The organism is Bordetella avium, from assembly GCF_034424645.1.
Taxonomy (GTDB): domain Bacteria; phylum Pseudomonadota; class Gammaproteobacteria; order Burkholderiales; family Burkholderiaceae_B; genus Bordetella; species Bordetella avium.
This window is the reverse complement of sequence record NZ_CP139969.1, coordinates 3,157,417-3,183,077: the sequence shown is the minus strand read 5'-3', so window position 1 is coordinate 3,183,077 and position 25,661 is coordinate 3,157,417. Positions and strand designations below refer to the sequence as shown.

Annotated in this window: 27 protein-coding genes; 16 read left to right on the top strand and 11 right to left on the bottom strand. The window is 63.8% G+C overall.

The genetic code is table 11. The features are described from left to right. Positions 1 to 133: 133 nt before the first annotated feature. A complete protein-coding gene (locus U0029_RS14725) occupies positions 134 to 637 on the bottom strand; it encodes a MarR family winged helix-turn-helix transcriptional regulator (protein WP_012416244.1) in 504 nt (167 codons plus the stop codon). Between the two features lie 323 nt (positions 638 to 960). Here U0029_RS14725 and U0029_RS17300 point away from each other — a divergent pair, with 323 nt between their 5' ends. The 5 genes from U0029_RS17300 to U0029_RS14705 all read left to right on the top strand — a co-directional run bounded on the left by U0029_RS17300 (position 961) and on the right by U0029_RS14705 (position 4,999). Continuing rightward, positions 961 to 1,188 carry a RidA family protein gene (locus U0029_RS17300; protein WP_407655171.1) on the top strand — a complete coding sequence of 76 codons (228 nt, stop codon included), beginning with the start codon at positions 961 to 963 and terminating at the stop codon, positions 1,186 to 1,188. Positions 1,189 to 1,251: 63 nt separating this feature from the next. Continuing rightward, entirely contained in the window at positions 1,252 to 2,175 is a 924-nt protein-coding gene (locus U0029_RS14720; protein WP_114851738.1) for a DODA-type extradiol aromatic ring-opening family dioxygenase, read from the top strand. A gap of 34 nt (positions 2,176 to 2,209) precedes the next feature. Next, the gene (locus tag U0029_RS14715) at positions 2,210 to 3,022 is read left to right on the top strand and encodes a DODA-type extradiol aromatic ring-opening family dioxygenase (protein WP_114851739.1); all 813 of its coding nucleotides are present in this window, start codon (positions 2,210 to 2,212) and stop codon (positions 3,020 to 3,022) included. A 53-nt stretch (positions 3,023 to 3,075) separates the two neighbouring features. After that, positions 3,076 to 4,557 (top strand): 2-hydroxymuconic semialdehyde dehydrogenase, encoded by a 1,482-nt coding sequence (locus tag U0029_RS14710; protein WP_114851740.1) that lies wholly within the window; start codon positions 3,076 to 3,078, stop codon positions 4,555 to 4,557. A 4-nt stretch (positions 4,558 to 4,561) separates the two neighbouring features. Then, positions 4,562 to 4,999, top strand: coding sequence for a RidA family protein (locus tag U0029_RS14705; RefSeq protein ID WP_114851741.1), 438 nt, complete (start codon positions 4,562 to 4,564; stop codon positions 4,997 to 4,999). 102 nt (positions 5,000 to 5,101) lie between these two features. Here U0029_RS14705 and U0029_RS14700 read toward each other — a convergent pair whose 3' ends face one another. Beyond that, positions 5,102 to 6,265, bottom strand: coding sequence for a calcium:proton antiporter (locus U0029_RS14700; RefSeq protein ID WP_114851742.1), 1,164 nt, complete (start codon positions 6,263 to 6,265; stop codon positions 5,102 to 5,104). Positions 6,266 to 6,855: 590 nt separating this feature from the next. Between U0029_RS14700 and U0029_RS14695 the strand changes: the two genes are divergently transcribed. Further along, the gene (locus tag U0029_RS14695; protein WP_114851743.1) at positions 6,856 to 7,704 is read left to right on the top strand and encodes a fumarylacetoacetate hydrolase family protein; all 849 of its coding nucleotides are present in this window, start codon (positions 6,856 to 6,858) and stop codon (positions 7,702 to 7,704) included. A gap of 46 nt (positions 7,705 to 7,750) precedes the next feature. On the opposite strand, the gene U0029_RS14690 is transcribed toward U0029_RS14695, so the two are convergent. Both U0029_RS14690 and U0029_RS14685 read right to left on the bottom strand, forming a co-directional pair. Next, on the bottom strand, positions 7,751 to 9,166 hold the full coding sequence (locus U0029_RS14690; RefSeq protein WP_114851744.1) for a PepSY-associated TM helix domain-containing protein: 1,416 nt from the start codon (positions 9,164 to 9,166) through the stop codon (positions 7,751 to 7,753). A gap of 202 nt (positions 9,167 to 9,368) precedes the next feature. Next, positions 9,369 to 9,767: a DUF2946 family protein gene (locus U0029_RS14685; RefSeq protein WP_114851745.1), complete on the bottom strand. Its 399-nt coding sequence runs from the start codon at positions 9,765 to 9,767 to the stop codon at positions 9,369 to 9,371. 427 nt (positions 9,768 to 10,194) lie between these two features. On the opposite strand from U0029_RS14685, the gene U0029_RS14680 reads away from it, so the two are divergent. Both U0029_RS14680 and U0029_RS14675 read left to right on the top strand, forming a co-directional pair. Further along, the gene (locus tag U0029_RS14680) at positions 10,195 to 12,675 is read left to right on the top strand and encodes an AsmA family protein (RefSeq protein ID WP_114851746.1); all 2,481 of its coding nucleotides are present in this window, start codon (positions 10,195 to 10,197) and stop codon (positions 12,673 to 12,675) included. Further along, positions 12,672 to 13,076, top strand: coding sequence for an MOSC N-terminal beta barrel domain-containing protein (locus tag U0029_RS14675; protein WP_114851747.1), 405 nt, complete (start codon positions 12,672 to 12,674; stop codon positions 13,074 to 13,076). Before U0029_RS14680 ends, U0029_RS14675 begins: the two co-directional genes overlap by 4 nt. 6 nt (positions 13,077 to 13,082) lie before the next feature. On the opposite strand, the gene U0029_RS14670 is transcribed toward U0029_RS14675, so the two are convergent. From U0029_RS14670 to rsmD, 4 genes are read right to left on the bottom strand one after another with little or no spacing between them, the layout of a single operon-like run. After that, positions 13,083 to 14,288 carry a benzoate/H(+) symporter BenE family transporter gene (locus U0029_RS14670; protein ID WP_012416257.1) on the bottom strand — a complete coding sequence of 402 codons (1,206 nt, stop codon included), beginning with the start codon at positions 14,286 to 14,288 and terminating at the stop codon, positions 13,083 to 13,085. After that, entirely contained in the window at positions 14,285 to 14,539 is a 255-nt protein-coding gene (locus U0029_RS14665; RefSeq protein ID WP_012416258.1) for a YfhL family 4Fe-4S dicluster ferredoxin, read from the bottom strand. The genes U0029_RS14670 and U0029_RS14665 overlap by 4 nt, the downstream gene beginning before the upstream one ends. 51 nt (positions 14,540 to 14,590) lie before the next feature. Continuing rightward, on the bottom strand, positions 14,591 to 15,094 hold the full coding sequence (gene coaD / locus U0029_RS14660; RefSeq protein ID WP_114851748.1) for a pantetheine-phosphate adenylyltransferase: 504 nt from the start codon (positions 15,092 to 15,094) through the stop codon (positions 14,591 to 14,593). 21 nt (positions 15,095 to 15,115) lie between these two features. Beyond that, on the bottom strand, positions 15,116 to 15,736 hold the full coding sequence (gene rsmD / locus U0029_RS14655) for a 16S rRNA (guanine(966)-N(2))-methyltransferase RsmD (protein WP_012416260.1): 621 nt from the start codon (positions 15,734 to 15,736) through the stop codon (positions 15,116 to 15,118). Positions 15,737 to 15,841: 105 nt separating this feature from the next. Between rsmD and ftsY the strand changes: the two genes are divergently transcribed. Continuing rightward, entirely contained in the window at positions 15,842 to 17,149 is a 1,308-nt protein-coding gene (gene ftsY / locus U0029_RS14650) for a signal recognition particle-docking protein FtsY (protein ID WP_039052211.1), read from the top strand. 53 nt (positions 17,150 to 17,202) lie between these two features. Here ftsY and U0029_RS14645 read toward each other — a convergent pair whose 3' ends face one another. Further along, positions 17,203 to 18,789: a CYTH and CHAD domain-containing protein gene (locus tag U0029_RS14645; protein ID WP_114851749.1), complete on the bottom strand. Its 1,587-nt coding sequence runs from the start codon at positions 18,787 to 18,789 to the stop codon at positions 17,203 to 17,205. Positions 18,790 to 19,056: 267 nt separating this feature from the next. Further along, on the bottom strand, positions 19,057 to 19,854 hold the full coding sequence (locus tag U0029_RS14640) for an IclR family transcriptional regulator (RefSeq protein WP_012416263.1): 798 nt from the start codon (positions 19,852 to 19,854) through the stop codon (positions 19,057 to 19,059). 5 nt (positions 19,855 to 19,859) lie between these two features. Between U0029_RS14640 and U0029_RS14635 the strand changes: the two genes are divergently transcribed. The 7 genes from U0029_RS14635 (at position 19,860) to U0029_RS14605 (ending at position 24,827) form a co-directional block, all read left to right on the top strand. Further along, positions 19,860 to 20,135, top strand: a complete 276-nt coding sequence (locus U0029_RS14635) for a hypothetical protein (protein ID WP_127812009.1) — start codon at positions 19,860 to 19,862, stop codon at positions 20,133 to 20,135. Positions 20,136 to 20,487: 352 nt separating this feature from the next. Next, positions 20,488 to 21,654: a bifunctional 3,4-dihydroxy-2-butanone-4-phosphate synthase/GTP cyclohydrolase II gene (ribBA, locus tag U0029_RS14630; protein ID WP_114852718.1), complete on the top strand. Its 1,167-nt coding sequence runs from the start codon at positions 20,488 to 20,490 to the stop codon at positions 21,652 to 21,654. Between the two features lie 9 nt (positions 21,655 to 21,663). Continuing rightward, positions 21,664 to 22,185, top strand: coding sequence for a 6,7-dimethyl-8-ribityllumazine synthase (gene ribH, locus U0029_RS14625; protein WP_012416266.1), 522 nt, complete (start codon positions 21,664 to 21,666; stop codon positions 22,183 to 22,185). A gap of 7 nt (positions 22,186 to 22,192) precedes the next feature. Further along, the gene (gene nusB / locus U0029_RS14620) at positions 22,193 to 22,663 is read left to right on the top strand and encodes a transcription antitermination factor NusB (protein ID WP_114852744.1); all 471 of its coding nucleotides are present in this window, start codon (positions 22,193 to 22,195) and stop codon (positions 22,661 to 22,663) included. Between the two features lie 15 nt (positions 22,664 to 22,678). Further along, positions 22,679 to 23,647 (top strand): thiamine-phosphate kinase, encoded by a 969-nt coding sequence (gene thiL / locus U0029_RS14615; protein ID WP_114852719.1) that lies wholly within the window; start codon positions 22,679 to 22,681, stop codon positions 23,645 to 23,647. Positions 23,648 to 23,760: 113 nt separating this feature from the next. Beyond that, positions 23,761 to 24,264, top strand: a complete 504-nt coding sequence (locus U0029_RS14610; RefSeq protein WP_039051533.1) for a phosphatidylglycerophosphatase A family protein — start codon at positions 23,761 to 23,763, stop codon at positions 24,262 to 24,264. Further along, on the top strand, positions 24,261 to 24,827 hold the full coding sequence (locus U0029_RS14605) for a CinA family protein (protein ID WP_114852720.1): 567 nt from the start codon (positions 24,261 to 24,263) through the stop codon (positions 24,825 to 24,827). The genes U0029_RS14610 and U0029_RS14605 overlap by 4 nt, the downstream gene beginning before the upstream one ends. 15 nt (positions 24,828 to 24,842) lie before the next feature. Here the strand turns inward: U0029_RS14605 and pyrF are convergent, their stop codons facing one another. Next, positions 24,843 to 25,661, bottom strand: coding sequence for an orotidine-5'-phosphate decarboxylase (gene pyrF, locus U0029_RS14600; RefSeq protein WP_012416271.1), 819 nt, complete (start codon positions 25,659 to 25,661; stop codon positions 24,843 to 24,845).

The window sequence follows — 25,661 nt, the reverse complement described above, 5'->3', positions numbered from 1 at the left end:
TCCCGCACGGAGCGCAGACGACACCGAATGTTGTTTGGCGCCAGCCTATCGGCTGGCGCCAAACCGCCGAGTCACGCGAGTCCGGATCGCCGGGCGGGGGAGGGAGGCGTTTTGCTCGGGGCGCGTTCAGCGCTTATTCCGCCTCGGCGATTAAGCGAAGGCATTTGACGAAGAGGGCGCGATATTCCTCGGGCAGGCGTGCGAGTAATTGGTCTTCTACGATGACATCGCGGGGCATGACGCGGCGCAGCACTTCCATGCCTGCGGGCGTTACGTAGAGCTGGTAGGCCCGGGCATCGGCGGGTGAGGGGCTGCGCTCGAGCAGTCCTGCGCGGTGCATGCGCTTCACCATTTCTGCGACGGTGTTTCTATCCATTGCCAATCGTTCGGCCAGTGCGTTCTGGCTGAGCCCGGGGTCTTGGTAGAGCAAGATCAAAGCGGCTTTTTGCCGCGGTGTGACGCCTTCGCCGGCGAAGGTGCTTGCAAAGATTTCCTCGGCCTTGAAGTGGGCGCGCCGCAACAGGTGCGAGGGCACTTCTTCGAGGCGGAAGTGCCGCAGGATAGCATCGACTTCCGCCGTGTCAGCGAGGGACGCGCGGCGGGAGCGGGGCGTGTTGGAGGTTCTGTCGCGGGCCATTGTGAATGCCGTGTTGTCTTGTGTTCAGTAATGCTAAGCCGGGATGCGGCTTCGTTACAAATGATTGTGCACGTACCAAAAACCGGCAGCGTTAGGGCGCGGTTTTTCTCTTATTACTGAATTTTCTAGGGTAATCACCTGTACCTAAGCGGGGTCTTCCATTCTAGGATTGTACGCATACGTCTTAGTTTGTCGATTCCTTATCGCTTCGCAGGAGCGTCGATGTCCATGGGTGTCAGCGCTTCCCCGGTGAATTCGCAGGTCGAGTTCCGGCGCATCGCTTTCGGTACGCGCCCGCGGTTCAGGTAGGGGCGGACATCTATGTGTCGGGCCTGGATAGGCAGACGGGCATGTTCGCAGGCGACGGCGCCTTCGAGCAGACGCGATGCCTATTTCTGCATCTGCAAGCCTTGTGTGAAGAACAAGGCGGCTCAATCGAGCGCATTGTCTGGGCGCGAGTGTACTGCGCGGGCGTAGACGCTGTCAGGGGCATGAACGAGACATGGGGGGCGTTTTGCGATGAGATCGAGCCGCCCGCAAGAACGTGGTGAAGTCCCTTGCGCGGGATGCTGCGGTGGAAATTGAATGTCAACGGTCTATGTAAGGAGCTTCACATGCGTGAAGGCGTGATTCTTGCCGGCTTTCTGGCCCCTCACCCGCCCCATCTGGTTTATGGAGAAAACCCTCCCCAGAACGAACCGCGCTCCGAAGGGGGGTGGGAGCCGCTGCGCTGGGCCTATGCGCAGGCGCGCGAATCCATAGAGCGCTTGAAGCCTGACGTGTTGTTGGTCCATTCGCCTCACTGGATCACGCAGGTGGGGCATCATTTTCTCGGCGTTCCAAGGCTGAGCGGCCGCTCGGTTGACCCTATTTTTCCGAATCTGTTTCGTTATGACTTCGGCATGGATGTCGACGTCGAGCTGGCCGAAGCCTGCTGCGAGGAGGCCGCCCATCTTGGCTTGGTTAGCAAAATGATGCGCAATCCTAGATTCCGGCCGGACTACGGAACCATCACCACACTGCATATGATCCGGCCGCAATGGGATATCCCCGTTGTGGGGATATCCGCGAACAACACGCCTTACTACTTGAATACCAAAGAAGGTCTGGGCGAGATGGATGTGTTGGGACGGGCCACCCGGGAGGCCATTCGCAAGACGGGGCGACGCGCGGTTCTGCTGGCCAGCAATACCTTATCTCATTGGCATTTTCATGAAGAGCCGGCGCTGCCTGAAGATATGACCAAAGAGCATCCGGAGCGTTATGACGGCTACAAGTGGGACGTGCGCATGATCGATCTGATGCGCCAGGGGCGTATGAAAGAGGCGTTTGCCTTGCTGCCGCAGTTTATTGACGAGGCATTCGCCGAGGTGAAGTCGGGCGCTTTTACCTGGATGCACGCGGCAATGGGATACCCCGAACTCGCCGGCCGCCTGCATGGTTATGGCACGGTGATCGGCACCGGCAACGCAGTCATTGAATGGAATCTTCAGGATGTGGGCCTTGCTGGCCTGACGCCGGCGACTCAGTCCGCATGACGCGGCGGTTTGCGAAAAGAACAGGGGGAATCACATGACCATCGTATCCGCGTTTCTCGTTCCCGGCAGTCCGCTGCCGCAATTGCGCCCGGACGTGGCGCCTTGGGGCCGTTTTCGTGACGCGCTGAGGCAGGTCGGGCGATCTCTGGCCCGTTCGCGGCCTGACTGCGTATTGGTTTACTCGACGCAATGGTTTGCCGTGCTGGACCAGCTTTGGATTACGCGGGCTCGCAGTACGGGATTGCATGTGGACGAGAACTGGCACGAGTTCGGCGAACAGCCTTTTGATATCTATTCCGATGCGCAGCTGGCCCATCGTTGCGTGCAAGCCTGCAATGAGGCGGGTATCAAGACGAGAAGCGTGGACTATGACCAATTCCCCATCGACACGGGCACGATTACCGCGAGCACCCTGATGAATTTTGGCACCGAGGATCTGCCTGTCATCACGGCCGCAAACAATCTTTATCACAGCGCCGCTCAGACAGAGCAGTTGGGATCGATTGCGGCTTGCGCGTTGCAGGACAAGCGGGTGGCGGTGTTGGGGATAGGCGGGCTGTCTAACAGCATGTTCCGGGAGGCGATCGATGTTCACCAGGATCACATTATTTCGGAAGGCGATGACGCCTGGAACAAGCGCTTGCTGGCGTTGATCGAAGACGGCGATTTGCCGGCGCTGCGCGCTAGCCTGCCCGAGTACAGCAAGGCGGCGCGGCCCGACATGGGGCTTAAACAATTGCATTGGCTGCTGGGCGCGATGGGCGATCGGTATCAGCAGGCCGTGGTGCATGAATATGGGCCGCTGTATGGCAGCGGCGGCGCGGTTGTGGAGTTCAAGCTCCAGTAGCGTGTTTCAGCAGGGCTCGCGCAGCGAGCCTGTATTTGCCCCGAGGAGTACCCGTGTTCAAGCAGTACAGAAATTTCATCAATGGCCGCTTTGTCGAGAGCGAGAAGCGCTTTGCAGGCATCAACCCGGCGACCGGTGTGCAGTTCGCCGAGGTGCATGAGGCCAGCAGGGCGATGGTTGACGAGGCCATTGCCGCCGGCCACCGCGCGGTGCGCGCTTGGGGCGCGACATCGGTCGCGGACCGGGCTGATATGCTGTACCGCATCGCCGACGAAATCGACCGCCGGGCGGAGGTCTTTCTGGAGGCAGAGGTCAGCGACACGGGTAAGCCGGTGTCGCTGGCGTCCAAGCTCGACATCCCCCGAGGGGCGGCGAACTTCCGCATTTTTGCAGACATTCTCAAGACGGCGCCGTTGGAGACGTTTCGGACCGAACTCGCTGGCGGTGCGCAGGCGATCAACTATGCGGTCAGAAAGCCGTTGGGCGTGGTGGGCATCATCTCTCCCTGGAACCTGCCTCTGCTTCTTTTTAGTTGGAAGGTGGCGCCTGCGCTTGCTTGCGGCAATGCGGTGGTGGCCAAGCCATCGGAAGAAACGCCTGGCACGGCCAGCCTGCTTGCGGAGGTGATGCAGTCGGTTGGGCTGCCGGAAGGCGTATTCAATTTGGTGCACGGATTCGGCCCGAATTCGGCCGGGGAATTCATTAACAGGAATCCCGACATCAGCGCCATCACCTTCACCGGAGAGTCGAAAACTGGCTCGGCCATCATGCACGCGGCGGCCGATGGGGTCAAGCCGGTGTCGTTTGAGTTGGGCGGCAAGAACGCCGCCATCATCTTTGCTGACTGCGATGTCGAAAAAACGCTCGAAGGCATGACGCGCGCGGCCTTTTTGAATAGCGGCCAAGTCTGCCTCTGTTCTGAACGAATTTTCGTTGAGCGGCCAATCTATCAACGCTTTGTCGCAGCGCTTGCCGAACGCGCAAAGCGCATCAAGCTAGGCGATCCGGCCGACGCCGAAACGGAAATGGGGCCGCTGATTTCGGCAGCCCATCGTGACAAGGTGCTGGCCTACTACGCGCTCGCGCGCGAAGAGGGGGCTGAGTTCATCGTGGGGGGCGGCACGCCACGCTTTGGCAACGCGCTGGATGGCGGCTTCTGGGTCGAGCCCACGCTGATTGCGGGCTTGCCCGACGACGCCCGCTGCGTGTCGGAGGAAATTTTCGGTCCCATCGGCCACATCACGCCTTTTGATTCCGAGGCGGAGGTCATACGGCGGGCCAATGCCACGCCCTATGGCTTGGCGGCGACGATCTGGACGAGCAATGTGAACAAGGCGCATCGTGTTGCGCAGTCCATGAACGTGGGGGTTGCCTGGGTCAATGCGTGGTTTCTGCGCGACCTGCGCACCCCCTTCGGCGGGAGTGGGCTGTCCGGGATCGGGCGAGAGGGCGGGCTCCATTCTTTGAACTTCTATTCTGAACTGACCAATGTGTGCATTCACGTCGACGGACCCGAGGCCAGCGATGAGGGATAAGAAAATGGAAACGACTGCGACCGCCTCCGCCGTTATTGCAGGGCGGGCTCAACCGCGCGGTAGATTTCCTCACGTCAAGCGCGCCGGGGATTTTCTTTTTGTTTCCGGCACCAGTTCGCGCCGGGCGGACAACAGTTTCGTGGGGGCCGAGTCCGATGCGATGGGCGTGCTGGATGCCGATATCCGCGCGCAAACGCGCGCCGTCATTGAGAACATCAAGGCGATTCTGGAAAGCGTGGGCGCGGGTCTGAAAGACCTGGTCGAACTATCGACTTACTTGGTCGATATGGGGGATTTCAAGGGCTATAACGAGGTTTACGCCGAGTATTTCGATTACGACGGGCCTTGTCGAACAACCGTGGCCGTTCATCAATTGCCGCATCCGATGCTGCGCATTGAAATCAAGGCGGTGGCTTATAAACCGCTGGCATCAGACGCATAAAGCCGGGTGATGCCACCACCAAGAGTAGCGGTGGTGGCATCACAGGGCGGTGGGAAGGCGGAGGACACACTAGCTTGGCGTTTGCCGGGATGTCGCTTTGTCTCAGGCCCCGAACAGCAAAAACCCATAGAGCGCGAACAGCGCCAGGTGCAGGGCGCCCTGGATGACCGAGGTTTTTTGTCCGCCGAAGGACAGCATGGCCAGCATCACTGTCAGCGCAAAGAGCAGGGTTTCCAGTGCCGAGATGCCCATGATGACGGGTTTGCCGGTGAGCAGGCCGATGACGAGCACGGCGGGCACGGTGAGGCCGACGGTGGAGACGAAGGCGCCCAGGCAGAGGTTGATGGCGCGCTGCATGTCTTGGTTCAGCGCCGCTTTCACGGCGGTGAGCGATTCGGGCGTGAATACGATGATGGCGATCAGCAGGCCGCTTACGGCGATGGGGGCGCCTGCTGCGACGACGCCATAGTCGATGACCACGGCCAGGTGATGGGCGAGCAGCACAATGGGGACGATCATCGCCAGCAGCAACAGACTGCTCTGGCGTGTCGAGCCTTGGGCTTTGTCTTGCGCCGGGGCGCTGTCGCTGGCCTGGTCTGGCCGGTGGACGATCGCCATGAGGCCCGGCTCTGGCTGCATGAAGAGCCGGCGCTCGCGGCCCATTTGCAGTGCGAGAAAGAGGCCATATAGGGCGGCGGTGATACCCGCGATAGTCCAGGCTTGCACGGTGCTGAAGGCCCCCGCGCCAGGCAGAGAGTTGGGCAGAACCAGGGCGCAGCCCGTAAGCAGAACGATCATGCCGAGATAGGCCTTGGCGCCCTGGGCGTTGTACGTCTGTTCGCCGTGGCGCAGAGCGCCTGCGATCAGGCAGATGCCCATCACGAGGTTGATGATGATCATCATGACGGCGAAGATGGCGTCGCGGCCTATCGTCGGGAATTCGCCGGGGCCCAGGAGTACCGAGGCGATCAGGATGACTTCGATCGACACGATGGAGAGTGTGAGGATCAGGGTGCCATAGGGTTCACCGAGTTGTTGGGCGAGACGGTCGGCCTCATGCACGACGCCGAACGAGGCCGCAACAATGGTGAAGAACAAGAGGGCAAAGCAGCCCAGCGCGACCGCCGGTGTCAAGGGCGCGGCCAGCAGGTCGCCGCCATACACCGTGAACACGATGACGACCAGCCAGGCCCAGATAAGCTTGATGAGCGCGGGTCGCGGGATGCGGGGTCTGCTCGCGCGCGCGCGATGGTGGAGGGTGCACATTAACGACTCCCTTTGGGGCCAGTTAAATAGGGTTTGAGTGTGGCGGGGCAGGCCTGTGGCAGCGGCTTATCCCGTCGCCTGGAATCTGGAAGAGAGGCGGGACAGGCGGCAGCGAATGCAGCGGCCGCGGTGCAGCCGGGTGTCAGGCCATTCAGGACCAGCGCGCAGCGCCTGTGACGCTGTCTAGCCCTTGCTGCGGCGTTACAGGCGGGGGCGCGCGTTCGTGCGCAGGGCAATGGGGCAGCGAGAGGGGGGGGGAGTAAGGACGGTAACCATAGGCTTGTGAGCTAGGGTCGTCCCTGGAGAAGAAACGCCGGTCAGGTCGTCCTGATCCGGGTGGGCGCATGAAGGCCTTCGAACATTCTAGCCCAATAGCCCGCGCCTTGCTCGAGCGGCCAGTGCGGCGCGGGCGCGCAGGCGATGGGGGCTGCCAAGAGGAAACCTTCAAGGGCAGGGGGATCAGGCGCTTGCGGTGTTTGCGTGTATATTTTTTGCCGGCAGGGCGGCCTTGCGCAGCAGGGAGTGCAGCGCACGTTGCATGAGGGCCGGTCCGCGCGGTTCATCGTCAATATTGCACTGAGGGAAAATACATGAAGCTGGTGAGATTTGGCCCGGCGGGGCAGGAAAAGCCTGGCCTGATCGATGCGCAAGGCGTGCTGCGGGATTTGTCGGGGCTTGTGCCTGACATCGGCCCCGCTCAGCTCGGGCGGGCTGCGTTGGCCGCCATGATCGGGTGCGATCCGGCCTCGTTGCCGCAGGTGCCCGGCGAGCCGCGACTGGCTTGCCCCGTGGCCAACGTGGGCAAGCTGGTGGCGATTGGCTTGAATTACTTTGATCACGCGGCGGAAGTCGGCGCGCCCGTGCCCCAAGAGCCGGTGATTTTCATGAAGGCGACGTCCTGCATCCAGGGGCCGGATGATCCGGTGATGCTGCCCGAGGGCTCTCAGAAGGGGGATTGGGAGGTCGAGCTGGGTGTTGTCATCGGTGAGCGGGCCCGTTATGTCGAGGCCGATGACGCGCTGGACTATGTGGCAGGCTATTGCGTCGTCAATGATGTGAGCGAGCGCGAGTACCAGATGGAGCGCGGCGGCACCTGGGACAAGGGCAAGGGTTGCGATACCTTCGGCCCGATCGGCCCGTGGCTGGTCACGCGCGATGAGGTGCCGGACCCGCAGGCCCTGGACCTCTGGCTGGATCTCAATGGCCGGCGCATGCAGACCGGCAATACGCGCACCATGATTTTCGATGTGAAAACCCTTGTGAGCTATGTCAGCCGCTTTATGACCCTCTTGCCTGGCGACATCATCACCACCGGCACCCCGCCGGGTGTGGGCTTGGGGATGAAGCCGCCGGTGTTTCTGCGTGAGGGCGATGTGATGACGCTGGGCGTGCAGGGTTTGGGCACGCAGCGCCAGCGCGTGGTGGCGTTTACGCGCTGAAACCGCCCGATGACCGGCAGGCCAGGCCGGTCATCGGGCGCTGCCGCTATCGCGTCAGCTTCAGCGCCAGCCAGTCCAGCACGCCCATCACGATCAAGGATAGGCCGACCAGCGGAAAGATCAGGCCGCCGATCACCATGATGACCAGCACGCCACGCAGGGCGCGGGCATTATGTGGAGCGGGCGGGATGCCGAGGCCGCCCGCCGGCCGGCGTTTCCACCACATCACGGCGGCGGATACCGACATCAGCACCATGGCGAGGCAGGCCAGCGTCAGGACGAGTTGATTCGCCAGTCCGAACTCCTGCCCCATGTGCACATTGATTCCCCATTCCAGCGTCTTGCCCAAGGGGCCGTAGTCAGCGTAGCTCATGTCCAGCAAGGGCTTGCCGCTGTATTGGTCCAGGTGCACAACACGCTGACGTTGCAGATCATTGGGGTATACCGAGGCCGAGTACACCCCCCGATCGCTCTTGGGCAGGCTGATGGAATAGCCGGGGGCCAGATGCAGCGCCTCTAGGGCGGCGACGGCGCGGTTCAGACCGATGGGCGCAGGCCGGCCAGGGTGTTCGCCCTGCCTGTTCTGGCCTTGCGGCGCTTCCTGAGCCGCGTGGCCTGCGTGGCTGTCATGACCTTCATGCCCCGATTGCGGTAGCCGGGCCTGCTCGAGTGACCAGGTCGTCAGGCCCTGATCGGCCAGTTTCAGCGTCGACATCGGCACTTGCACGCGGACTCCCGAGGGGTAGCCGAAGTTACTGCCATTGGCCCATTGATTGATCTTGGCTCCCCAGACCTGCGACCAAGGCATGCCCGTGAGCGCGAGAAACACAATGAAGAAGGCCGTGAAGACGCCCGTGACCGCGTGCAGATCGCGCCAGAACACCCGTCGCGCAGGCGAGCCGCGCACGCTGATGACCCCTAGGCGGCGGCCGCGCGGCCACCACAGGTAGATGCCGCTGGCCACCAGCAGCAAGGACCATCCGGCAGCGATTTCGATCAAGGCGGCGGCATTGAAGTATTTCAGACTATGCAGCTTGCGCACGGTCCACATCAAGCTGCCTTGTTCGGGCAGGCTGCCCAATACCTGAGCGGTGTAGGGGTTGAGGTAGACCGAGATATTGGCTCCCGAGGCGGGGCGTATCACGGCCCGAGCCGACGCGCGCGGGCCGGCGGGCGGCAGGTATTTCAGCAGCGTGCCGGGCTGCGCCGCCAGCGCAGCGGCCGCAAGGGTTTCGGGCGCGCGCGGCGCCGCGTCGTGTTCGGCCACCTGGCGCAGATCGCGGTACCAGACGCTTTCGATCTCGTCGTGAAAGAGATAGAGCATGCCGGTGGCGGCCAAGAGGATCATGAAGGGCAGCACCAGCATGCCGGCATAAAAATGCCAGCGCCAGACCGCCCGGTAGAGGTCTGCGGCCGCCACGTGTTCGCGGTCGTCTTTGTTAAGGGAAGCGCTTGTAGACATGGTGTCGGCCTCAGAAACGGTAGCTGGCGCTGAGGTCAGGCAGGGTGGCGACGCTTGCGGTGTGCGCCCAGGAAGAGGCGTGCGCGCAGCCCCATACCGCCAGGGCGGTTCTGGCGTAAGGAATAGGCATGAAATTCTCGTTCAATAGGAAACAGGGCTGCGGCTTAGGTGCAGCCAGAGAACGCCGGCAAGCCGGCAGCGATCAAACGAGAGAGAGGGGAGGTGCGCGCGCCCCGAGCGGGACGCTGGAAATGGGGAAAACCGGCGCGGCGGGCGGCGCCCGGGCCGAGACAGGAAAAGCCTGTTCGCTGACCGGGATCGGAGAGAGCGGCGCGGGCAGCAGCGCCGCAGCGCTGACGGCGGCGCCGCTCGAGCAGGCGGCGGCCTGTGCCGCGTGGCGTTCATCAGGGCCTTGGTCGGCCTTGGCCGGGCCCTGCACCCACACCGGCCCTGCCGCCGAGCAGAGCTGAATCAGCGTGCCGCCTTGGGATGAGCCAGGCATGAAGCCTTGCGGCACCATCGCCTTGAACGCGAACAGCAGCAGCGCCAGCCAGAAAACGGCGGTGCGCGAGCGCGTCAGGGTGCAAGGCTTGGTTTGCATGATGGGGCAGGATTCTAAATGACTCTGTCCGGTAGGGGCTGGCTTCGTTCCAAGACCAGGCATGGCGCAAGGGGATGCGAACGGGGGCATGCAGAAAAGCCGCCAAAATCAGCGCATGTTATCTCTGTGCTTACCGGTGTTTTCCCTTATGCTTGCGCACTCGACAGGTTTTTTGCCTGTTGAATCAGGGCTCTGCTCTTTGACATGCCCCTGATTTGTTACGATAGCGTTATCTGGCACTCATCGTGTCTGGCCGCGCCCTTTTCCAGCAACCCCAGCTTTGCCCCCGCTTCGCGTGGACAGGCCGATCTGGCTTGCCGCTCTGGGTGGCCGGGTGTGGTTTGGAGGGTGGTCACAGAGAACGCGCCGGCTCTTTTTGGGCCGGCCCTTTGGAAATCTTCCAAGTCGAGGTCTCGACGGGGCAGCAATGAAGACGTGGTTCAAGCGCATTTTGATAGGCTTGGTGGTGTTGGTACTGGTGGCAGTCGTAGGGCTGGCCATCTTTTTGCTGACATTTGACCCCAATGCCTACAAGTACAAGCTTGAGGAACTGGTCCAGGAGCGTTATCACCGCACCCTGACGATCGAAGGCGAAATCGAGCTTTCGCTGTTCCCGCGCATCGGCCTGGCCGTGCAGGGCGTGTCCTTGTCGGAAGCCAACAGCCCCGAGGTCTTCGCCTCCATCGACAGCATGCGGCTGGCCGTGGCCGTCTGGCCGCTGCTGTCCAACAATCTGGTTGTCGATCACGTCACCATCAATGGCTTCAAGGCGCGCATCGCGCGCGAAAAGAGCGGCCAGTTCAATTTCGAGAACCTCGTGGGTGGCGTGGAGCCGAGCACCGCAGTGCCCGCCAATGCCGCCGAGGCCACGGTCGGCGCCATCGCCGGCGCGGCGCAGGCGCTGTCGAGCGGCACGGTGAGCGCGCCGCGCAGCATGCAGATCGATATCGCCGGCCTGGATCTCAAAGACGGCGAATTGCAATTGCAGGATGCGCTGAGCGGCATGGCCGTTTCTGTCACGCATCTCAATGCCAACACGGGCCGCGTGACGTTTAATCAGCCCTTCGATGTCAGCTTCAATGCCCGCGTTGAAGGCGGCGACCCGCGTTTTGACGCCGGCCTGACTGGCCAGGCTTTGCTGCGCCTGGACCCCTCCGCCAAACGCTATTCGGCTCAGCGCCTGGATTTGCGCATGGAGGGCAAGTTGCCCAGCGCTCAGGCCAAGAGCCTCGCCGTGCGTGGCAACCTGGCTTTCAATGGCGCCAGCTCATCGCTGGATGTGGCCGGCCTGGAAGTCGTGTTCCAGGGGGATGTCACCCATCCCGCGGCCAGGCTGACAGGCGTGGAAGCCAGTGTGGCCATGCCCAAGCTTTCGGTTGACCCGCACAAGGCGCAGTTGCAGATCGACAAACTGGCGGCACGCGCCAAGGGCAATTCGCCTGAAGGCCCCTTCGAGTTTGCGCTGGACACCCCCAGTCTGCATATCTCGCCCACTTCGGCGGGGGGTGATGCCCTGACGGGCCGCATCCGCAATCCTTCGCTGGACGCGAGTTTCAGCCTGACCGGCATCAGCGGCAATGCCGCCGAACTCGACATCAAAGAAGCCAAGATCGACGCCGCCGTCAAACAGGGCGAGCGCGTGGTCAAGACGGTGTTCGCGTCGCCGGTGTCGCTCAACCTGACGCAGCGCGCGGGCAGTCTTGCCGCGCTCAAGGGGGATGTCAATATCACCGACCCGGCGCTGCCCAAGGGCAGTCTGCAGATTCCCGTGATCGGTAGTCTGTCGGCAGACCTGCTGAAGGATCAGGCTAGCGCCAAAATCAATGCGGTGCTCGAGGGCGGCAAGTTTGACCTCATGGCTGATCTTGCCCAACTGACCACGCAGCCGCAGCTCAAGTTTGCATTGGCCGTGGATACGCTGGATCTCGACAAGCTCATGCCTGCCCTGCCGGTCAAGCCGGCGGCCGATGGCAAGCAAGAAGAGTCCAAGCCGCCAGCCAAGCCTGCCGCGCCCGCCAAACCGCGCGACGACAGCATCAATCTGTCCGGGCTGATAGGCCCGAGCGCCGATGGCACGGTCAAGATCGGCCAACTGGTGATGCGGGGCTTGAAAGCCGCCCAGGTGGGCGCCAGCATCAAGCTCGACCACGGCAAGCTGGATATCTCTGGCATTAGCGCCGACCTCTACAACGGCAAGTTGGCCGGGGGATTGTCGGTCAATGCCGCCGAGGGCAACAAAATGGCGGCGAAGCTCAACCTGACGGGCGTGGCCATCGAGCCGCTGCTGATGGATGTCGCCAAACGCAATACCTTGTCGGGCAACGGTAGCCTTGCGCTCGATCTGAGCACGGCGGGCAATAACAGCTATGCCCTGACCAGCAATCTGGGCGGCACGGTGCAACTGCGTCTGCGCGAGGGCGCGGTCAAGGGCATCAATCTCTCGCAAACGCTCAAAGATCTCAAATCGCTGGTCAATGGCCAGGGCGAAAACCATAGCTTTGCTTCTGACAGCAGTCGTCAAACCGATTTCACGGCCATGGACGCCGATATGACGCTGGCCAAGGGGGTGGGCACGGTCAAGCGCTTGGATGTGGCGACCGACTTCCTGCGGGTGTCGCAGGGCAGCCCGGCCATCATCGATTTCGTTAATAGCGGGCTCGATTTCGTGGTGGTTGCGCGGGTCACCAATACCGCCAAAGAAGGCAAAGAGCTGGCTGATCTGCGCAATCTGCCGGTGCCTGTGCTCATCAGCGGCAGCTTCGAGAAGCCGGTCTACACCGTGCAGTGGCGTGAAATCGCCAGCGTGCTGATCAAGCGTGGCCTGGAAAGCACGATCAAAGACGCATTGGGCGCCAAGGGCGGCAAGAGCAATGTGGGCAAGGCCCTCAAGGGTGTGCTCAATCGATGAGCGGATTTCAGCCTGTCGCGGAATGCGGCGAGACGGCTCAAGCCGAGGCGGCCGCTTACGAGCGCCGCTGGCTGATCAGCAACGATGCCGGCCAATGGCTGGATCGCGGGCTGTGCCCCAGGCTGGCGGAAATCAGCGTGGAGCTGCGCCTGGGTTATCTAGTGCTGACGGCGCCGGGCATGCTGCGGCTGGATATTCCGCTGGACGTCATCGAAGACGACGATAGCGTGCGCTATCAATTACGCATCGGCGAGCAGGTGGTAGATGTCGTGGACGAAGGCGATTTGGCGGCCGCCTGGCTGTCGCATTATCTGGGCATCCCCGCGCGCCTGCTCAAGGTGCATCCCGATATGGGAGCGGTGAGCTGGCCTGCCGGCTCACTTCGCCCTTCGCAGGCCTGATGGTTGTCAGGATTTCGCGCGCAGGCTGAACACGGCGTGCGCCAGCAGGCCCGCCGCCAGGCCCCAGAAGGCGGAGCCTATCCCCCAGAAACTCATGCCCGAAGCGGTCGCCAGCAAGGTGATCAGCGCGGCCTCACGCCGTTGCGGGTTACCCATCGCATTGGCCATGCCGCCCATGATGGCTCCGAGCAGCGCCAGGCCGGCGAGCGTGGCGATGAGGGCCGCCGGCAGCGCTTGGAAAAACAGGGCGACGGTGCCGGCTGCGACACTCAGCAGCACATAGCTGATGCCATAGGTGGCGGCCGCCACATAGCGCCGGGCCGGGTCGTGATGGGCCTCGGGGCCGGCGCATAGCGCGGCGATGATGGCTCCCAGCGTGACGCTGTGCGCGCCAAAAGGCGCTGCGGCCAGGCCCACCAGGCCTGTCGCGGCCACGAGGCGGGAGGCGGGCGGGCGATAGCCGGCTGCCTGCAAGATCGCCAGGCCCGGCAGGTTCTGCGAGGCCATGGCCACCACAAACAGCGGAATGCCCAGGCTGATGGCGCTTTGCACCGTAAAGTGAGGCGTGGTCCAGACGAATTCGGTCCACTCCCAGGAGAGGCTGTTGAGTTGCAGCAGACCCTGGCTGGCTGCGATGAGCAAGCCCAGCGCCAGCACGATCAGGATGGCGAAACGGGGCAGCCAGCGTTTGCACAACAGATAGGCCACGCACATCGCCAGCACCATAGCGGGGGCGCTGCTGATATTGCGGAAGATGCCCATACCGAAATTGAGCAGCACGCCCGCCAGCATGGCGCCGGCGATTTCTCCTGGAATACGCCGCACGATGGGATCAATCCAGCCAAACACACCGCAGATCAGGGTGAGCGCGGCGGCCAGCATAAACGCGCCAACGGCCTGATCGAAGGGCACGCCCGCCAGGCCGGTGACCAGCAGGGCCGCACCCGGCGTGGACCAGGCGAACACCACGGGCAGGCCCGTGCGCAGGCTGAATATGGTGCCGCCTAGGCCCAGGGCCAGGCAGATGGAGCCAAGCCAGGAGCCGATCTGCACGGCCGACAGACCGCCAGCATGACCGGCCTGCACCATCAGGACGGCGGTGCCGCTGAAGCTGACGAGTACGGCGATCAGGCCGGCCGCGATGGCGGAAACCGACAGATCGCGGATGGCTGGGCGGTGAGGGGCGGTGGAAGACTGCTCGGGGCCGCTCATGCGGCGCCGCCTGTCAGGCGGCGGTATTTGGCCATCAGGGCTTCCTGCCCTTCCTTCCATTGCGGATGCAGCTCGATGCACTCGACCGGGCAGACCACCTTGCACTGCGGCTCATCGTAGTGGCCGACGCATTCGGTGCACAGGTCCGGGTCGATGACGTAATAGTCCTCGCCCATCGAAATGGCTTCGTTGGGGCACTGCGGTTCGCAGACGTCGCAGTTAATGCATTCGTCGGTAATGAGGAGAGCCATGGCAGAGCGGCGCGAGGGCGGAAATCCCGCCCATTGTAGCGCCGCCCGGGCTTATTCCGTGTCGGCCTGCTCGCGGCGCGCTTTGGCCTTGGCCTGGAGCCAGCGCTCCACCGAGGGGAAGACGAATTTACTGACATCGCCGCCCAGTTGCGCGATCTCGCGCACGATGGTGCCGGAGATGAACTGGTATTGATCCGAAGGCGTCATGAACAGCGTTTCGACGTCGGGCAAAAGATGGCGATTCATGCCGGCCATCTGGAATTCGTATTCGAAATCCGACATGGCGCGCAGACCGCGCACGATCACGCGGCCGTTTTGCTCGCGCACGAAATCTCTGAGCAGGCCGCCGAAACTGCGGACTTCGACGTTGGGGTAATGGCCCAACACCTCGCGCGCGATTTCAACCCGTTCGTCGATGTTGAAAAAGGGTTTTTTGTTGCGGCTATAGGCCACGGCCACGACCACCTTGTCGAACAGGGCTGCGGCGCGGCGAACCAGGTCTTCGTGACCGCGCGTGAGCGGGTCGAACGTGCCGGGATAGACAGCGGTGATCATACGTGCTCCAAACCTATATGTTTATGGTGTTACACCATCCTCCGAACCCGGATTATTCTCCGTTTTCCGCATTGCAGCAAATTGGAGCAGGCAGTAATGGACGGCGCCGGCCTTGCCCTCGCGTAAAACGTCGAATCCCTCGGGGGCCTCGGCAGGGGTTTCCGACTCGACATAAACCAGGGCGTTCTCGTCGAGCACCGCTGGCAAGAGCGGCCAAAGACGGGCCAGCCAGCCCTGGCCGAAGGGCGGGTCGAGCAAGACCAGGTCAAAGCGCGAGGCGTCCATGCGCTCCAGCGCCGCCAGGGCGTCGCCGGCATGAATGCGGATGTGTTCGGCTTTGAGCTTGTCGCGTAGCGAGCGCAACGCGGATACCGCGCCCCGGTCGCGCTCAACCATCTGAACCTGAGCCACGCCGCGCGAGGCGGCTTCCAGCCCCAGCGCACCGCTGCCGGCGAACAGATCCAGCACCCGTTTGTCGCGGAATTCACCGTGCCAGAGGTGTGTCAGCCAGTTAAACAGGGTTTCGCGCACCCGGTCAGGGGTGGGACGCAGGCCGGGAACATCTGGCACGGTGATTGGGGTGCGGCGGAATTGGCCGCCAACGATACGAATGGCGCGTGCGCCGCTTGCGGATTGCTTCAAGAACAGACCCTCCTGGCGCGAATAGTAGCCCGCCTCGGGCGTCTGCGGTGGCTGCTGCCCGCCATTGCCGCCCGGCAAGGGCGCGATCCCGAATATACTTTTACTATGTTCAGCTTCTTCAAGAAAAAGACCCCTCCGCCCGCCGCGCCAGCCACGCCCGCGCCGCCGCCGGAGCCCGTCGCTCAGCCCGCCGAGCCTGTCTCGCCGCCTTCCATCGCGCCCGCGGCGCCGCCTGTCCCGGCGGTGGCCCCCGAGCCGCCTGTGGCGGTTCCGCCTGCTGCCGCGCCGCCTCGCCCGCCGGTCGCGGCCGAGCCCGTGGCGGTTCAGACTGCTGCGCCGGCCTCGCCCGCGATGCCTGCGGCACCCGCGCCGCTTGTGGCCGAACCCGTAGCCGCCGAAGCGGTGGCGGCCCTTGCGCCGCCCAGCCCGCCTGCGGCCCAAGCTCCCGCGCCCGCAGCACCGGCACCCGAAGTCCCCGCCCCCGAAGTTCCTGCACCCAAGAAGGCCTCCTGGCTCAGCCGGCTCAAGCAGGGCCTGGCCCGCACCGGGCAAAGCATCGGCGGCATTTTTGTTGGCGTCAAAGTCGATGAAAACCTGTTCGAGGAGCTGGAGTCGGCCCTCATCATGGCCGATGCCGGTATCGAAGCGACCGACAAATTGCTGACCGCGCTGCGAGCCCGAGTCAAGAAAGAGCGCATCGAGGACCCTGCGCAGGTCAAGGCCGCTTTGCGCCAGTTGCTGGCCGATCACCTCAAACCGCTTGAACGCCAGTTCGACCTCAAGCGTGCGCAGCCGCTGGTCGTGATGATCGCTGGGGTGAACGGCGCGGGTAAAACCACGTCTATCGGCAAGTTGGCGCATACCTTCCAGCGCCAGGGCGCCAGCGTTTTGCTGGCTGCGGGAGACACGTTCCGCGCCGCCGCGCGCGAGCAACTCGTCGAGTGGGGCAGCCGCAACAACGTCACCGTCATCGCCCAAGATGGCGGAGATCCGGCCGCCGTGGCCTTTGACGCCGTCAACGCCGGTCGCGCACGCGCTGCAGGCGTGGTCATGATCGACACCGCCGGGCGCCTGCCTACGCAACTGCATTTGATGGAAGAGCTCAAGAAAATCCGTCGCGTTATCGGCAAGGCCGACGCCGCCGCGCCGCATGAGGTCTTGCTGGTCATCGACGGCAATACCGGGCAGAACGCCCTGGCTCAGATTCGCGCCTTTGATGCGGCCATTCAGCTCACCGGCCTGGTCGTCACCAAGCTCGATGGCACCGCCAAGGGCGGCACGCTGGCGGCTGTCGCCGCGGGCAGCCAGGGCGTGCGCCCTGTGCCGGTTTACTGGATAGGCGTGGGCGAAGGTCTGGAAGACCTCCAACCCTTTGTGGCCGAGGAGTTTGCCTCGGCCTTGCTGGCAGACTGATCAACACCCGGCTTGCGCCGGGTTGATCTTTTCCTGGCGGCTCTGACGGCAGCTCAGGCCGCTTTCCAGAAACGTTTGTCTTTGGCCAGTTTCTCGAAGGCCGGTTGAGCCTGTTGCGCCAATTGCTCCAGGCGCAGGGCAATCCAGCCTAAGGCGAACCAGGCCTGCGGATGGAGGGGAATCTGGGTTTTGTAGTGTTCGGCCGCCACGGCCAGATCATTGATCTCGCCCAGCAGCTCCTGCACAAGCGCCAGTTGCTTGCGATAACTGCGCAGGCGGGCGTTTGGCAGCAGCGACTCGGCGAAGGCCAGGCCATAGCGCAGGCGTTTGGCCCGTTTGCGCAACTCGTGGCGCGTGGGCAGGTCCAGTTCGCTGAAGTGCATGCCCTCTGTCACGACTTGCTTATGCCATCTGCGCAGGCGGCGAATCAGAAAAGGCCGTAGCGGCGCTTGGGCGGGCGCGGCATCCAGGGGAATGATGGCAGGCTCGAAGGGCTGTCCTTCGACCACCACGGGCAAGGGCAGGTCAACGGGCGCGGCGCGCACCGTCATGCTCCATTGATACAGATCCAGCAGCCAGCCCTGTAGGGCCGCGCCGCTGCACAGGGAGCGGGCGTCCGCGCCACGCGCGACCGGCTCGGTGGGGATGTCGGGCATGCCCGCCTGCCTCAGCAGGGGGGCGATGGTGTCGGCCAGCACATCTTGGTCGCGGCTGGCGCCCAGGGCGCCAAAATACTCGCGGATGCCTGCATCCAGGGTTTCCGGGGGTGTTTCGATGGCGCCTTCGAACAGACGCCAGGCCGAGCGCAGGCGCCGCATTCCTACCCGCAGCTGATGCACGTGTTCGGCGCTACCCGCCTGATAAACGCCAGCGGTATCCACTTCGGCCACCATCGCGGCGTTGCGGATAATTTGCTCTAGGCATTCGTCGGCCACGCGGGCCATGGCCTGTTCGGGCGTCAGGTCCGGGGTCAAGGCCACCGCGCGTGCGCCGCGTGGCGCCCAGAAGCGCGCCACGATTTGTTGCGCCGTCGCCTCATCGTTAGCCAGGGCTAGTTGGGCGGCCAATTGCGCCAGGGCATCGCCGCGCTCGGACTTGCTGCGCACATCGAGCACCAAGCCGTGGCGTTGCTGCCAGCCGCGGGCGATGCTGAAAATCGCCTCGGGCCGGCCCGACATCAGTTCGAACTCAATTTCACAGATAGGCAGTTCCAGGCCGCCCGCGCGCAGCACGCCCAGATCCAGCGCGGCTTCGACGCTGCCCTCCCGGCTGCGTAATTTGCACAACAGCCGTTGCACATCGGTTTCGTAGCGCACCCCGAGCTGCCCCTGTATGCGGGCGAGCGCATCGCCCACGGCTGTGCCGGCATACACCGACAGATCCAGCACCGGGCCGGGCCTGACGTGGTTCAGCTCGATGCGGGTGATGGCGTTGGCCCCGGGCATCTTGACGGTTTGAACCCAGTTTTCGCCCTCCTGGCGCAAGCGCAGCGCGATGCGTGCCTTGACCAGTTCGCGCTCTGGCGTATCGAAATACATGGCGCGCAAGGGCAGGCGAGTTGCCTGCCGTCCGGCGATTTCCTGTCGAACGCCTTCGACCGAGGCGGCGGGAACGTGCAGTTTCAACTCTTGTTCTGACATGTCGGGGCTTGCCTACGCAAAAGTCGGAATGGTAATCATGGCACAGCTTTATCTTGATGACTGGTCATATTCCGGAAATAAATCAAGAAACATCAAAGAAAAGCGCCTAACCTGAATAAACTGCCCGCTAAAAATAGCGAAATCACGATAATTCCCGGGTCGCTTGCGCATCGGCCGCCGGCATGCCCCCTAGGCGGGATCGCTGTTTGGCTGCGGTGCGCGTTCAGCGGCGCATCCGCAGCGCCTAGGGCCTCTGGCCGGATTCGCTCAGGGGCGCCACCCCAGTTTGTGTGAAACCGCGTGGGCGCATTGCAAGAGCGGCTGCGCAATACTGCCTTGCCAGGACACATCAAACAGGCCGCTGGGGCCGATGGCGGTAATGGCTAGCACCAGCTTGCCGGTATGGTCGAACACCGGCACCGAGAGGGCGTCCACACCGGGCAGAGGGTTGCCTACCGCGCGCGCCATGCCATGCACGCGGATATCGGCCAGCATGGCCTGCAAATGCTCGGGGCTGGCGGACTTCAGGGGGTGAGATAGGGTGGACGTCACCGCGGTGTCGTTTTGTTCGCGGGCGATGTAGTACTCGGCCACTTTGGGCGCAAGCCAGGCGGCGAACACCAGGCCTGTCGCGGTGTTCAGCATGGACATCACCGTACCCTGTCGCATGTTTACGTGCACGGGGTAGCTGGCCTCGGTGATGTGGACCATGGTCGGGCCGTGCGAGCCCAGCACCGCCAGGCCGACGGTATGGCCGATGCCTGCCTGAAACTGCGCCACCTCGGGCAGGGCCATGCGCACCGGGTCCAGTCTTTGCAGGCTGACCAGCCCCATTTGCAGCGCGAACGGGCCCAGTTCGTAATGGCCGCTCACGCTGTCTTGCAGGACCAGGCCAACACGGATGAAACTCACCAGATAGGGGTGAGCTTTCGCGGAAGTCATGCCGGCGGCAGCGGCGAGATCGCGCAGCGTCATGGGGCGGGCTGCGTCGACCAGGGCGGCCAGAAGCGGAAAGCCCACCTCGACCGATTGGATGCTGCGGCGGCCGTCGTTGGCAGTAGCCATATAGTGTGTCTCAGTGGTTGCGCCGCGCGGCGCGCAGCCGCTTGGCTATTTCGGCAAAGCCCTCGCCGCCGCGTGCTGCGCTGACGGGGGCAGGCTTGTACGTGCTGCGGTGGGGCGGGGGGGCGGGCCACACCGACCGACAGCGGGAAACATTGAAACATGAGCGCGCCCTGGCCCAGCTCGTGCTCCAACAGCCGCCGCATTATGCGGCGGTTGCCGCCCAAGCCACGTGCATCGAGGGGGGACTGGCTAGCGCCCTGGCCTCGGGCCTGGTGCGGTGAGCGTGGGGGCATCGTTCCAATAATGGGTTTTCATGCAAGGGGCGAGGGTCATAGGCATGGGGATAGCGCTATTTTCGCCTACCAGGGCGCCCATTGGCCACAGACGGACCATGGCAGCGCACCCGCCAGCGTAAGAGGGAAGTCGGCAGGCTGCACCGGCCCGTTCCAGGCCTGCCCGCGCCGCTGCCGGCGCGGGCAGGGCAGCGAAAACAGCATGAAATTCTCTTCATCATGACGGGCCTGGCAGGCCGCTGGGAGCGGCGCGCCCCGGGCCGCATTGTGCCTGCGGGACGCCGAACGGCCAAGGGCGGTAAAATCGGGACTTTCCCGCCTGTCTGTTGTCTATCCAACCATGACTGATCAGATTTCCCCCGCTGCCGCTGAGTCGGACTTTGGCATTGTTTCCGTTCCCGAAATCATTGCCGAGCTGCGCGCAGGCCGCATCGTCATTCTGGTTGACGAAGAAGACCGCGAAAATGAAGGCGATCTCGTCATGGCGGCAGAGTTCGTCACGCCCGAAGCCATCAATTTCATGGTGACCCACGGGCGCGGTCTGGTCTGTCTCACCTTGACCGAAGAGCGTTGCCGCCAACTGGATCTGCCCTTGATGGCCAGCCGTAACGGCACGCGGTACGGCACCAATTTCACGCAATCCATCGAGGCTGCCGAAGGTGTCGAAACCGGCATCTCCGCCGCGGACCGTGCCCGCACCATCCAGGTGGCGGTGGCGCGCGATGCCCGCCCGAGCGATCTGGTGCAGCCTGGGCATATTTTCCCGGTGCGCGCCGTGCTGGGGGGCGTGTTGGTCCGCGCCGGGCACACCGAGGCCGGTTGCGATCTGACGGCCATGGCGGGCCTGACGCCCGCCGCGGTTATCTGCGAAATCCTCAAACCTGACGGCACCATGGCCCGCCTGCCGGATCTGGCGGCCTTCGCGCGTGAACACGGCCTCAAGATCGGTACGATCGCCGATCTGATCCAATACCGCAGCGAACACGAATCCATCATTCAGCGTGTGGGCGAGCGCCAGATGCAGACCCCCTGGGGAACGTTTCAGGCCATCGCCTATCGAGACGACGCCACGGGTTCGCCCCATTTGGCGCTGGTACACGGTAAGATCGACCCAGCAAAGGAAACCCTGGTCCGGGTGCATGAACCGGCCTCGCTGCTCGATGCCCTGGACACCGGCTCCAGCCCGCACAGCTGGGGTCTGGGCCAGGCTCTGAGCGCGATTGCCGCCTCGCCTGCGGGGGTGGTGGTCCTGATGAACTGCCAGTCCTCGACCGAGCATTTGTTTGGCCAGATTGCCCACTGGAGCGATCCGGGCCGGCAGGCCAGCACCCAGGACGGCGAACGCTTCGGTCTGCGCACCTATGGTATCGGCGCGCAGATTCTGCGTGATTTGCACGTGGGCCAGATGCGCCTGCTCGCGCGCCCACGCAAGATGCCCAGCATGGCTGGGTTTGCCCTCACCATTACGGGTTACGATTGCCCCCCCGCCCGCAACACTGACGAATAAGGCCGACGAATGAATCCCTACATCCTCACCCCCGACCTGAACGGCGAAGGGCTGCACATCGGTATCGTGCGTGCCCGTTTCAACGAAGAAGTCGGTCAAACCGAACTGGCTGGCTGCCTGGAAGAACTGGCCAAGCTCGGCGTTGACGAACGCGATGTCATGGTGGTGTCCGTGCCGGGCGCCCTGGAGCTCGGCGTCGCGCTGGCCCGCATGGCCGAATCCTTCGAGTTCGACGCCCTGATCGCACTGGGCGCCGTGATTCGCGGCGAAACCTATCATTTTGAAGTGGTCAGCAATGAAATGGCCACTGCTATTACTCGTATCTCCCTCGAAACCGGCATCCCGGTCGCCAATGGCGTCCTGACCGTCGACACCGATGAGCAGGCTGTCGCCCGTGCCGAAGGCAAGGGCCGCGACTGCGCGCAGGTGGCCGTCGAGATGGCCAATCTGGTCGCCGCACTGGAACCCGAGGAAGACGACGAGGACGACGAGGACGAAGATTTTGACGACGAAGAAGACGATGAGCGTTGATAGCGCCGTGGCCGCTCGGGCCAATGCGCGTAGCGCGCGCCGCAGGGCGCGCGAGTTCGCGCTGCAAGGGGTGTATGCCTGGCTGCTGCGTGGCGGCCAGGGCACGCAAGACGCGGGCGAGATCGATGCGCACTTGCGCGATGCCGAGGATTTTTCCGAGGCTGATGCGCAATGGTTCAAGACGCTCCTGCATGGCGTGTTGCGCGAGGCTCCGACGCTGCGCGAGCATTTCACGCCCTACATCGATCGTCCGCTGGCCGAACTCTCGCCGGTCGAACACGGCATTTTGCTGATCGGCAGCTACGAGCTGGTGCATCACGTCGAAGTGCCGTACAAGGTCGCGATCAATGAGGCCGTCGAGCTCGCCAAATCCTTTGGCGGCACCGATGGCTTCAAGTTCGTCAATGGCGTGCTCGACAAGCTGGCCGCCGATGTGCGCACCGCTGAAGTCGAGGCTGCCGCGCAGCAGCGCCGCTGACGTTCCGGCCTGGCAGTGGCCTCCGAGTTCGACCTCATCGCCCGCCATTTCACACGTGCCGCGCCCGGGGAAATCCTGGGCGTGGGCGATGATTGCGCGCTGTTTCCCGTGCCGCAGGGCATGCGGGTGGCCGTCAGCAAAGACCTGCTGATCGCCGGCCGGCATTTTTATCCCGATGCCGACCCACAGTCGGTAGGTCATAAGGCATTGGCCGTCAACCTGTCAGATTTGGCGGCAATGGGCGCTCAGCCGCTGGGTTGCCTGCTGGGGCTGGCCCTGCCTGACCTCGATGATGCTTGGTTGGCCGCTTTTGCGTGCGGGTTTCATGATCTGGCCCGGGCGCATGGCTGCCCGCTCATCGGCGGCGACACCACGCGCAGCCTGCAGGATCTGACGATCAGCGTGACCGTATTCGGCGCCGTGCCGGCAGATGCCGCGCTGCGCCGCGATGCCGCGCGGGTGGATGACGATGTCTGGGTGTCGGGCGCCTTGGGGGCGGCCGATGTGGCCTACCGCCTGCTCGACGGGGCCTTGCCTGCCGATCCGGTTCGCCTGGCGCAGACCCGGCCTGCCCTCGAATGGCCGCAGCCCCGGCTGGCTCTCGGCCTGGCCCTGCGCGGGCTGGCTCATGCCGCCATCGACATCTCCGATGGGCTGGCCCAGGATCTTGGCCACATTCTCGCCGCCAGCGGCGTGGGCGCCGTGCTGCGTTATGCCGACTTGCCGCGCGCGACAGGGCTCGACGGGCTGGATGGCGCGGTCTTGCAACGCGCCTTGCTGGGTGGCGGCGATGCCTATGAACTCTGCTTTACCGCGCCGCCCGATGCGCGTGCGGCCATCGCGCAGGCGGGCATGGCCTGCAATACGCCAGTCCATCGCATTGGCGCCGTCGTAGCCCAGGCCGGTTTGCGTGTGCTCGACCCGCAGGGACAGGCCTTGGCGCATCTGCCCGGCGGCTTCGACCACTTCGGCAGTCAGGCCTGAGCAAGTCCGACACGGGGCCACTCCCCAGGCAGGGCCGCCGCGCCTGCTACCATCCAGGGCTCGCCCGTGAGGGTAGGAACCGCCATCTCATGACCGACTTTCATTCCTCTTCGATGCGCCAGCGCTCGCGCGTGGACTACCCCTCTTGGGCCTGGGTTTGCGCCCGGCCTGGACGTTTTCTTGCTTTTGGCCTGGGCAGCGGCCTGATCCGGCCTGCGTCGGGCACCTGGGGCACCCTGGCTGCCTGGGTCATCTGGTTAATGCTGCCGCCCATCGCAGACCCGATCATGGGGGCGCTGCTGCTGGCGGCTTTTGCCTATGGTTGCTGGGCCTGCGGCTATGCCGGGCGCGAACTTCGCGTGCATGATCATGTCGGTATGGTGTGGGATGAGATGGTGGCCTTCTGGCTGGTGTTATGGCTCATCCCCAACGGCTGGATCGCGCAACTGGCCGCGTTTGGGCTTTTCCGGTTCTTTGACATCGTCAAACCGCCTCCCATCAAGGCCTGCGACGCGAGGCTTTCGGGCGGATTTGGCGTCATGTGGGATGACATTCTGGCGGCTGTTTATACCTTGCTGGTCATGATGCTTGCCATTCGCATAGGAGTGTTTGCATGAGTTTGCACCACAGCGGTTTGCACCACAATGCCGGCCTGGCTCCCGCCAGCCTGACCTCTGCCACCGTCTTCGGCTTGGCCGAACAATTGGGCCCGGCCTTGCAAGAGCAGGGTTGGTATCTGAGTACGGCGGAGTCCTGCACGGGCGGGCTGCTGGCGGGCGCGGTGACCTCGGCGCCTGGCTCGAGCGGCTGGTTCGATCGCGGGTTTATCACCTATAGCAATCAGGCCAAGGTCGACGAGTTGCAGGTCTCGGCAGACACCCTTAACCATTTTGGCGCTGTCAGCGAAGAGGTCGCTCTGGAAATGGCCCAGGGCGTGCTGCTGGCTTCGCCGGCGTCTCATCTGGCCATCGCCACGACCGGTATTGCCGGTCCGGGTGGCGCGACGGCGGGCAAGCCCGTTGGCATGGTCTGCTTTGGGTTTGCCAGGCGGACCAAGGCGGGCATTAATTCGCGCGCGGTCACCCATGTGTTTACGGGCGACCGCGCGCAGGTGCGGCTCTCGGCCGTTGAGTTCGCCCTGCGCGGCATGCTGGAGTTGGTGCCAGTCAGCCAGCGCTAAGGCAATCAGCCGCGCTCAGCGCACGGCGTTGATCGCGTCGCGCAGGCCCCGGGCGGCTTCTGCGGCCGCCTCGCGCCAATCCTCGCCGCCGCTGGCGTAGATGATGGCGCGCGACGAATTGATCATCATGCCGGCGCGGGCGCTGTTGGCGCCTGCCTGCACGGTCGCGTTGATATCTCCGCCCTGTGCGCCGATACCGGGCACCAGCAGCGGGAGGCTGTCGCCGACGCGCTTGCGCACGGCGGCCAGCTCATTGGGGTAGGTGGCGCCAACCACCAGGCCGCACTGGCCGTGCGCATTCCATTTGTCGGCGACCAGGCCCGCTACGTGCAGATAGAGCGGCTGGCCATCGGCCATCGGCAGGAATTGCAGATCCGAGCCGCCCGGATTGGAGGTGCGGCACAGCACGATAACCCCGCGGTCACGCCAGGCCAGATACGGCTCGACCGAATCCAGGCCCATATAGGGGCTGACCGTGACGGCATGCGCCTGGTAACGCTCAAAGGCTTCGCGGGCGTAGTTTTCGGCGGTGGAGCCGATATCGCCACGCTTGGCATCCAGCACGATGGGCAGGTGAGGGTATTTGTCGCGGATATGGCCGCACAGCGCTTCGAGCTGATCTTCGGCGCGATGTGCCGCGAAATAGGCGATCTGGGGCTTGAAGCTGCTGGCGAAAGGCGCCGTGGCGTCCACGATGCCACGGCAGAAAGACAGAATGGCGTCGGGGCGGCCTTGCAGTTCGGCCGGGAAACGCGCCGGGTCCGGGTCCAGGCCGACTTGCAGCAAGGAGTTCTGGGTCGCCCAGGCGTGTTCGAGTTTTTGCAAAAAATTCAT

What these genes read in the sequence shown, in the direction of transcription:
- U0029_RS14610 (WP_039051533.1), top strand. Translation starts at nt 23,761, where the DNA reads ATGCGCCAGCGCTCGCGCGTGGACTACCCCTCTTGGGCCTGGGTTTGC.
- U0029_RS14645 (WP_114851749.1), bottom strand. Translation starts at nt 18,789, where the DNA reads ATGTCAGAACAAGAGTTGAAACTGCACGTTCCCGCCGCCTCGGTCGAA.
- U0029_RS14695 (WP_114851743.1), top strand. Translation starts at nt 6,856, where the DNA reads ATGAAGCTGGTGAGATTTGGCCCGGCGGGGCAGGAAAAGCCTGGCCTG.
- U0029_RS14705 (WP_114851741.1), top strand. Translation starts at nt 4,562, where the DNA reads ATGGAAACGACTGCGACCGCCTCCGCCGTTATTGCAGGGCGGGCTCAA.
- U0029_RS14715 (WP_114851739.1), top strand. Translation starts at nt 2,210, where the DNA reads ATGACCATCGTATCCGCGTTTCTCGTTCCCGGCAGTCCGCTGCCGCAA.
- ftsY (WP_039052211.1), top strand. Translation starts at nt 15,842, where the DNA reads ATGTTCAGCTTCTTCAAGAAAAAGACCCCTCCGCCCGCCGCGCCAGCC.
- U0029_RS14665 (WP_012416258.1), bottom strand. Translation starts at nt 14,539, where the DNA reads ATGGCTCTCCTCATTACCGACGAATGCATTAACTGCGACGTCTGCGAA.
- coaD (WP_114851748.1), bottom strand. Translation starts at nt 15,094, where the DNA reads ATGATCACCGCTGTCTATCCCGGCACGTTCGACCCGCTCACGCGCGGT.
- U0029_RS14675 (WP_114851747.1), top strand. Translation starts at nt 12,672, where the DNA reads ATGAGCGGATTTCAGCCTGTCGCGGAATGCGGCGAGACGGCTCAAGCC.
- U0029_RS14680 (WP_114851746.1), top strand. Translation starts at nt 10,195, where the DNA reads ATGAAGACGTGGTTCAAGCGCATTTTGATAGGCTTGGTGGTGTTGGTA.
- U0029_RS14640 (WP_012416263.1), bottom strand. Translation starts at nt 19,854, where the DNA reads ATGGCTACTGCCAACGACGGCCGCCGCAGCATCCAATCGGTCGAGGTG.
- U0029_RS14685 (WP_114851745.1), bottom strand. Translation starts at nt 9,767, where the DNA reads ATGCAAACCAAGCCTTGCACCCTGACGCGCTCGCGCACCGCCGTTTTC.
- U0029_RS14725 (WP_012416244.1), bottom strand. Translation starts at nt 637, where the DNA reads ATGGCCCGCGACAGAACCTCCAACACGCCCCGCTCCCGCCGCGCGTCC.
- U0029_RS14605 (WP_114852720.1), top strand. Translation starts at nt 24,261, where the DNA reads ATGAGTTTGCACCACAGCGGTTTGCACCACAATGCCGGCCTGGCTCCC.
- U0029_RS14700 (WP_114851742.1), bottom strand. Translation starts at nt 6,265, where the DNA reads ATGTGCACCCTCCACCATCGCGCGCGCGCGAGCAGACCCCGCATCCCG.
- ribH (WP_012416266.1), top strand. Translation starts at nt 21,664, where the DNA reads ATGAATCCCTACATCCTCACCCCCGACCTGAACGGCGAAGGGCTGCAC.
- pyrF (WP_012416271.1), bottom strand. Translation starts at nt 25,661, where the DNA reads ATGAATTTTTTGCAAAAACTCGAACACGCCTGGGCGACCCAGAACTCC.
- U0029_RS14720 (WP_114851738.1), top strand. Translation starts at nt 1,252, where the DNA reads ATGCGTGAAGGCGTGATTCTTGCCGGCTTTCTGGCCCCTCACCCGCCC.
- U0029_RS14690 (WP_114851744.1), bottom strand. Translation starts at nt 9,166, where the DNA reads ATGTCTACAAGCGCTTCCCTTAACAAAGACGACCGCGAACACGTGGCG.
- U0029_RS14670 (WP_012416257.1), bottom strand. Translation starts at nt 14,288, where the DNA reads ATGAGCGGCCCCGAGCAGTCTTCCACCGCCCCTCACCGCCCAGCCATC.
- ribBA (WP_114852718.1), top strand. Translation starts at nt 20,488, where the DNA reads ATGACTGATCAGATTTCCCCCGCTGCCGCTGAGTCGGACTTTGGCATT.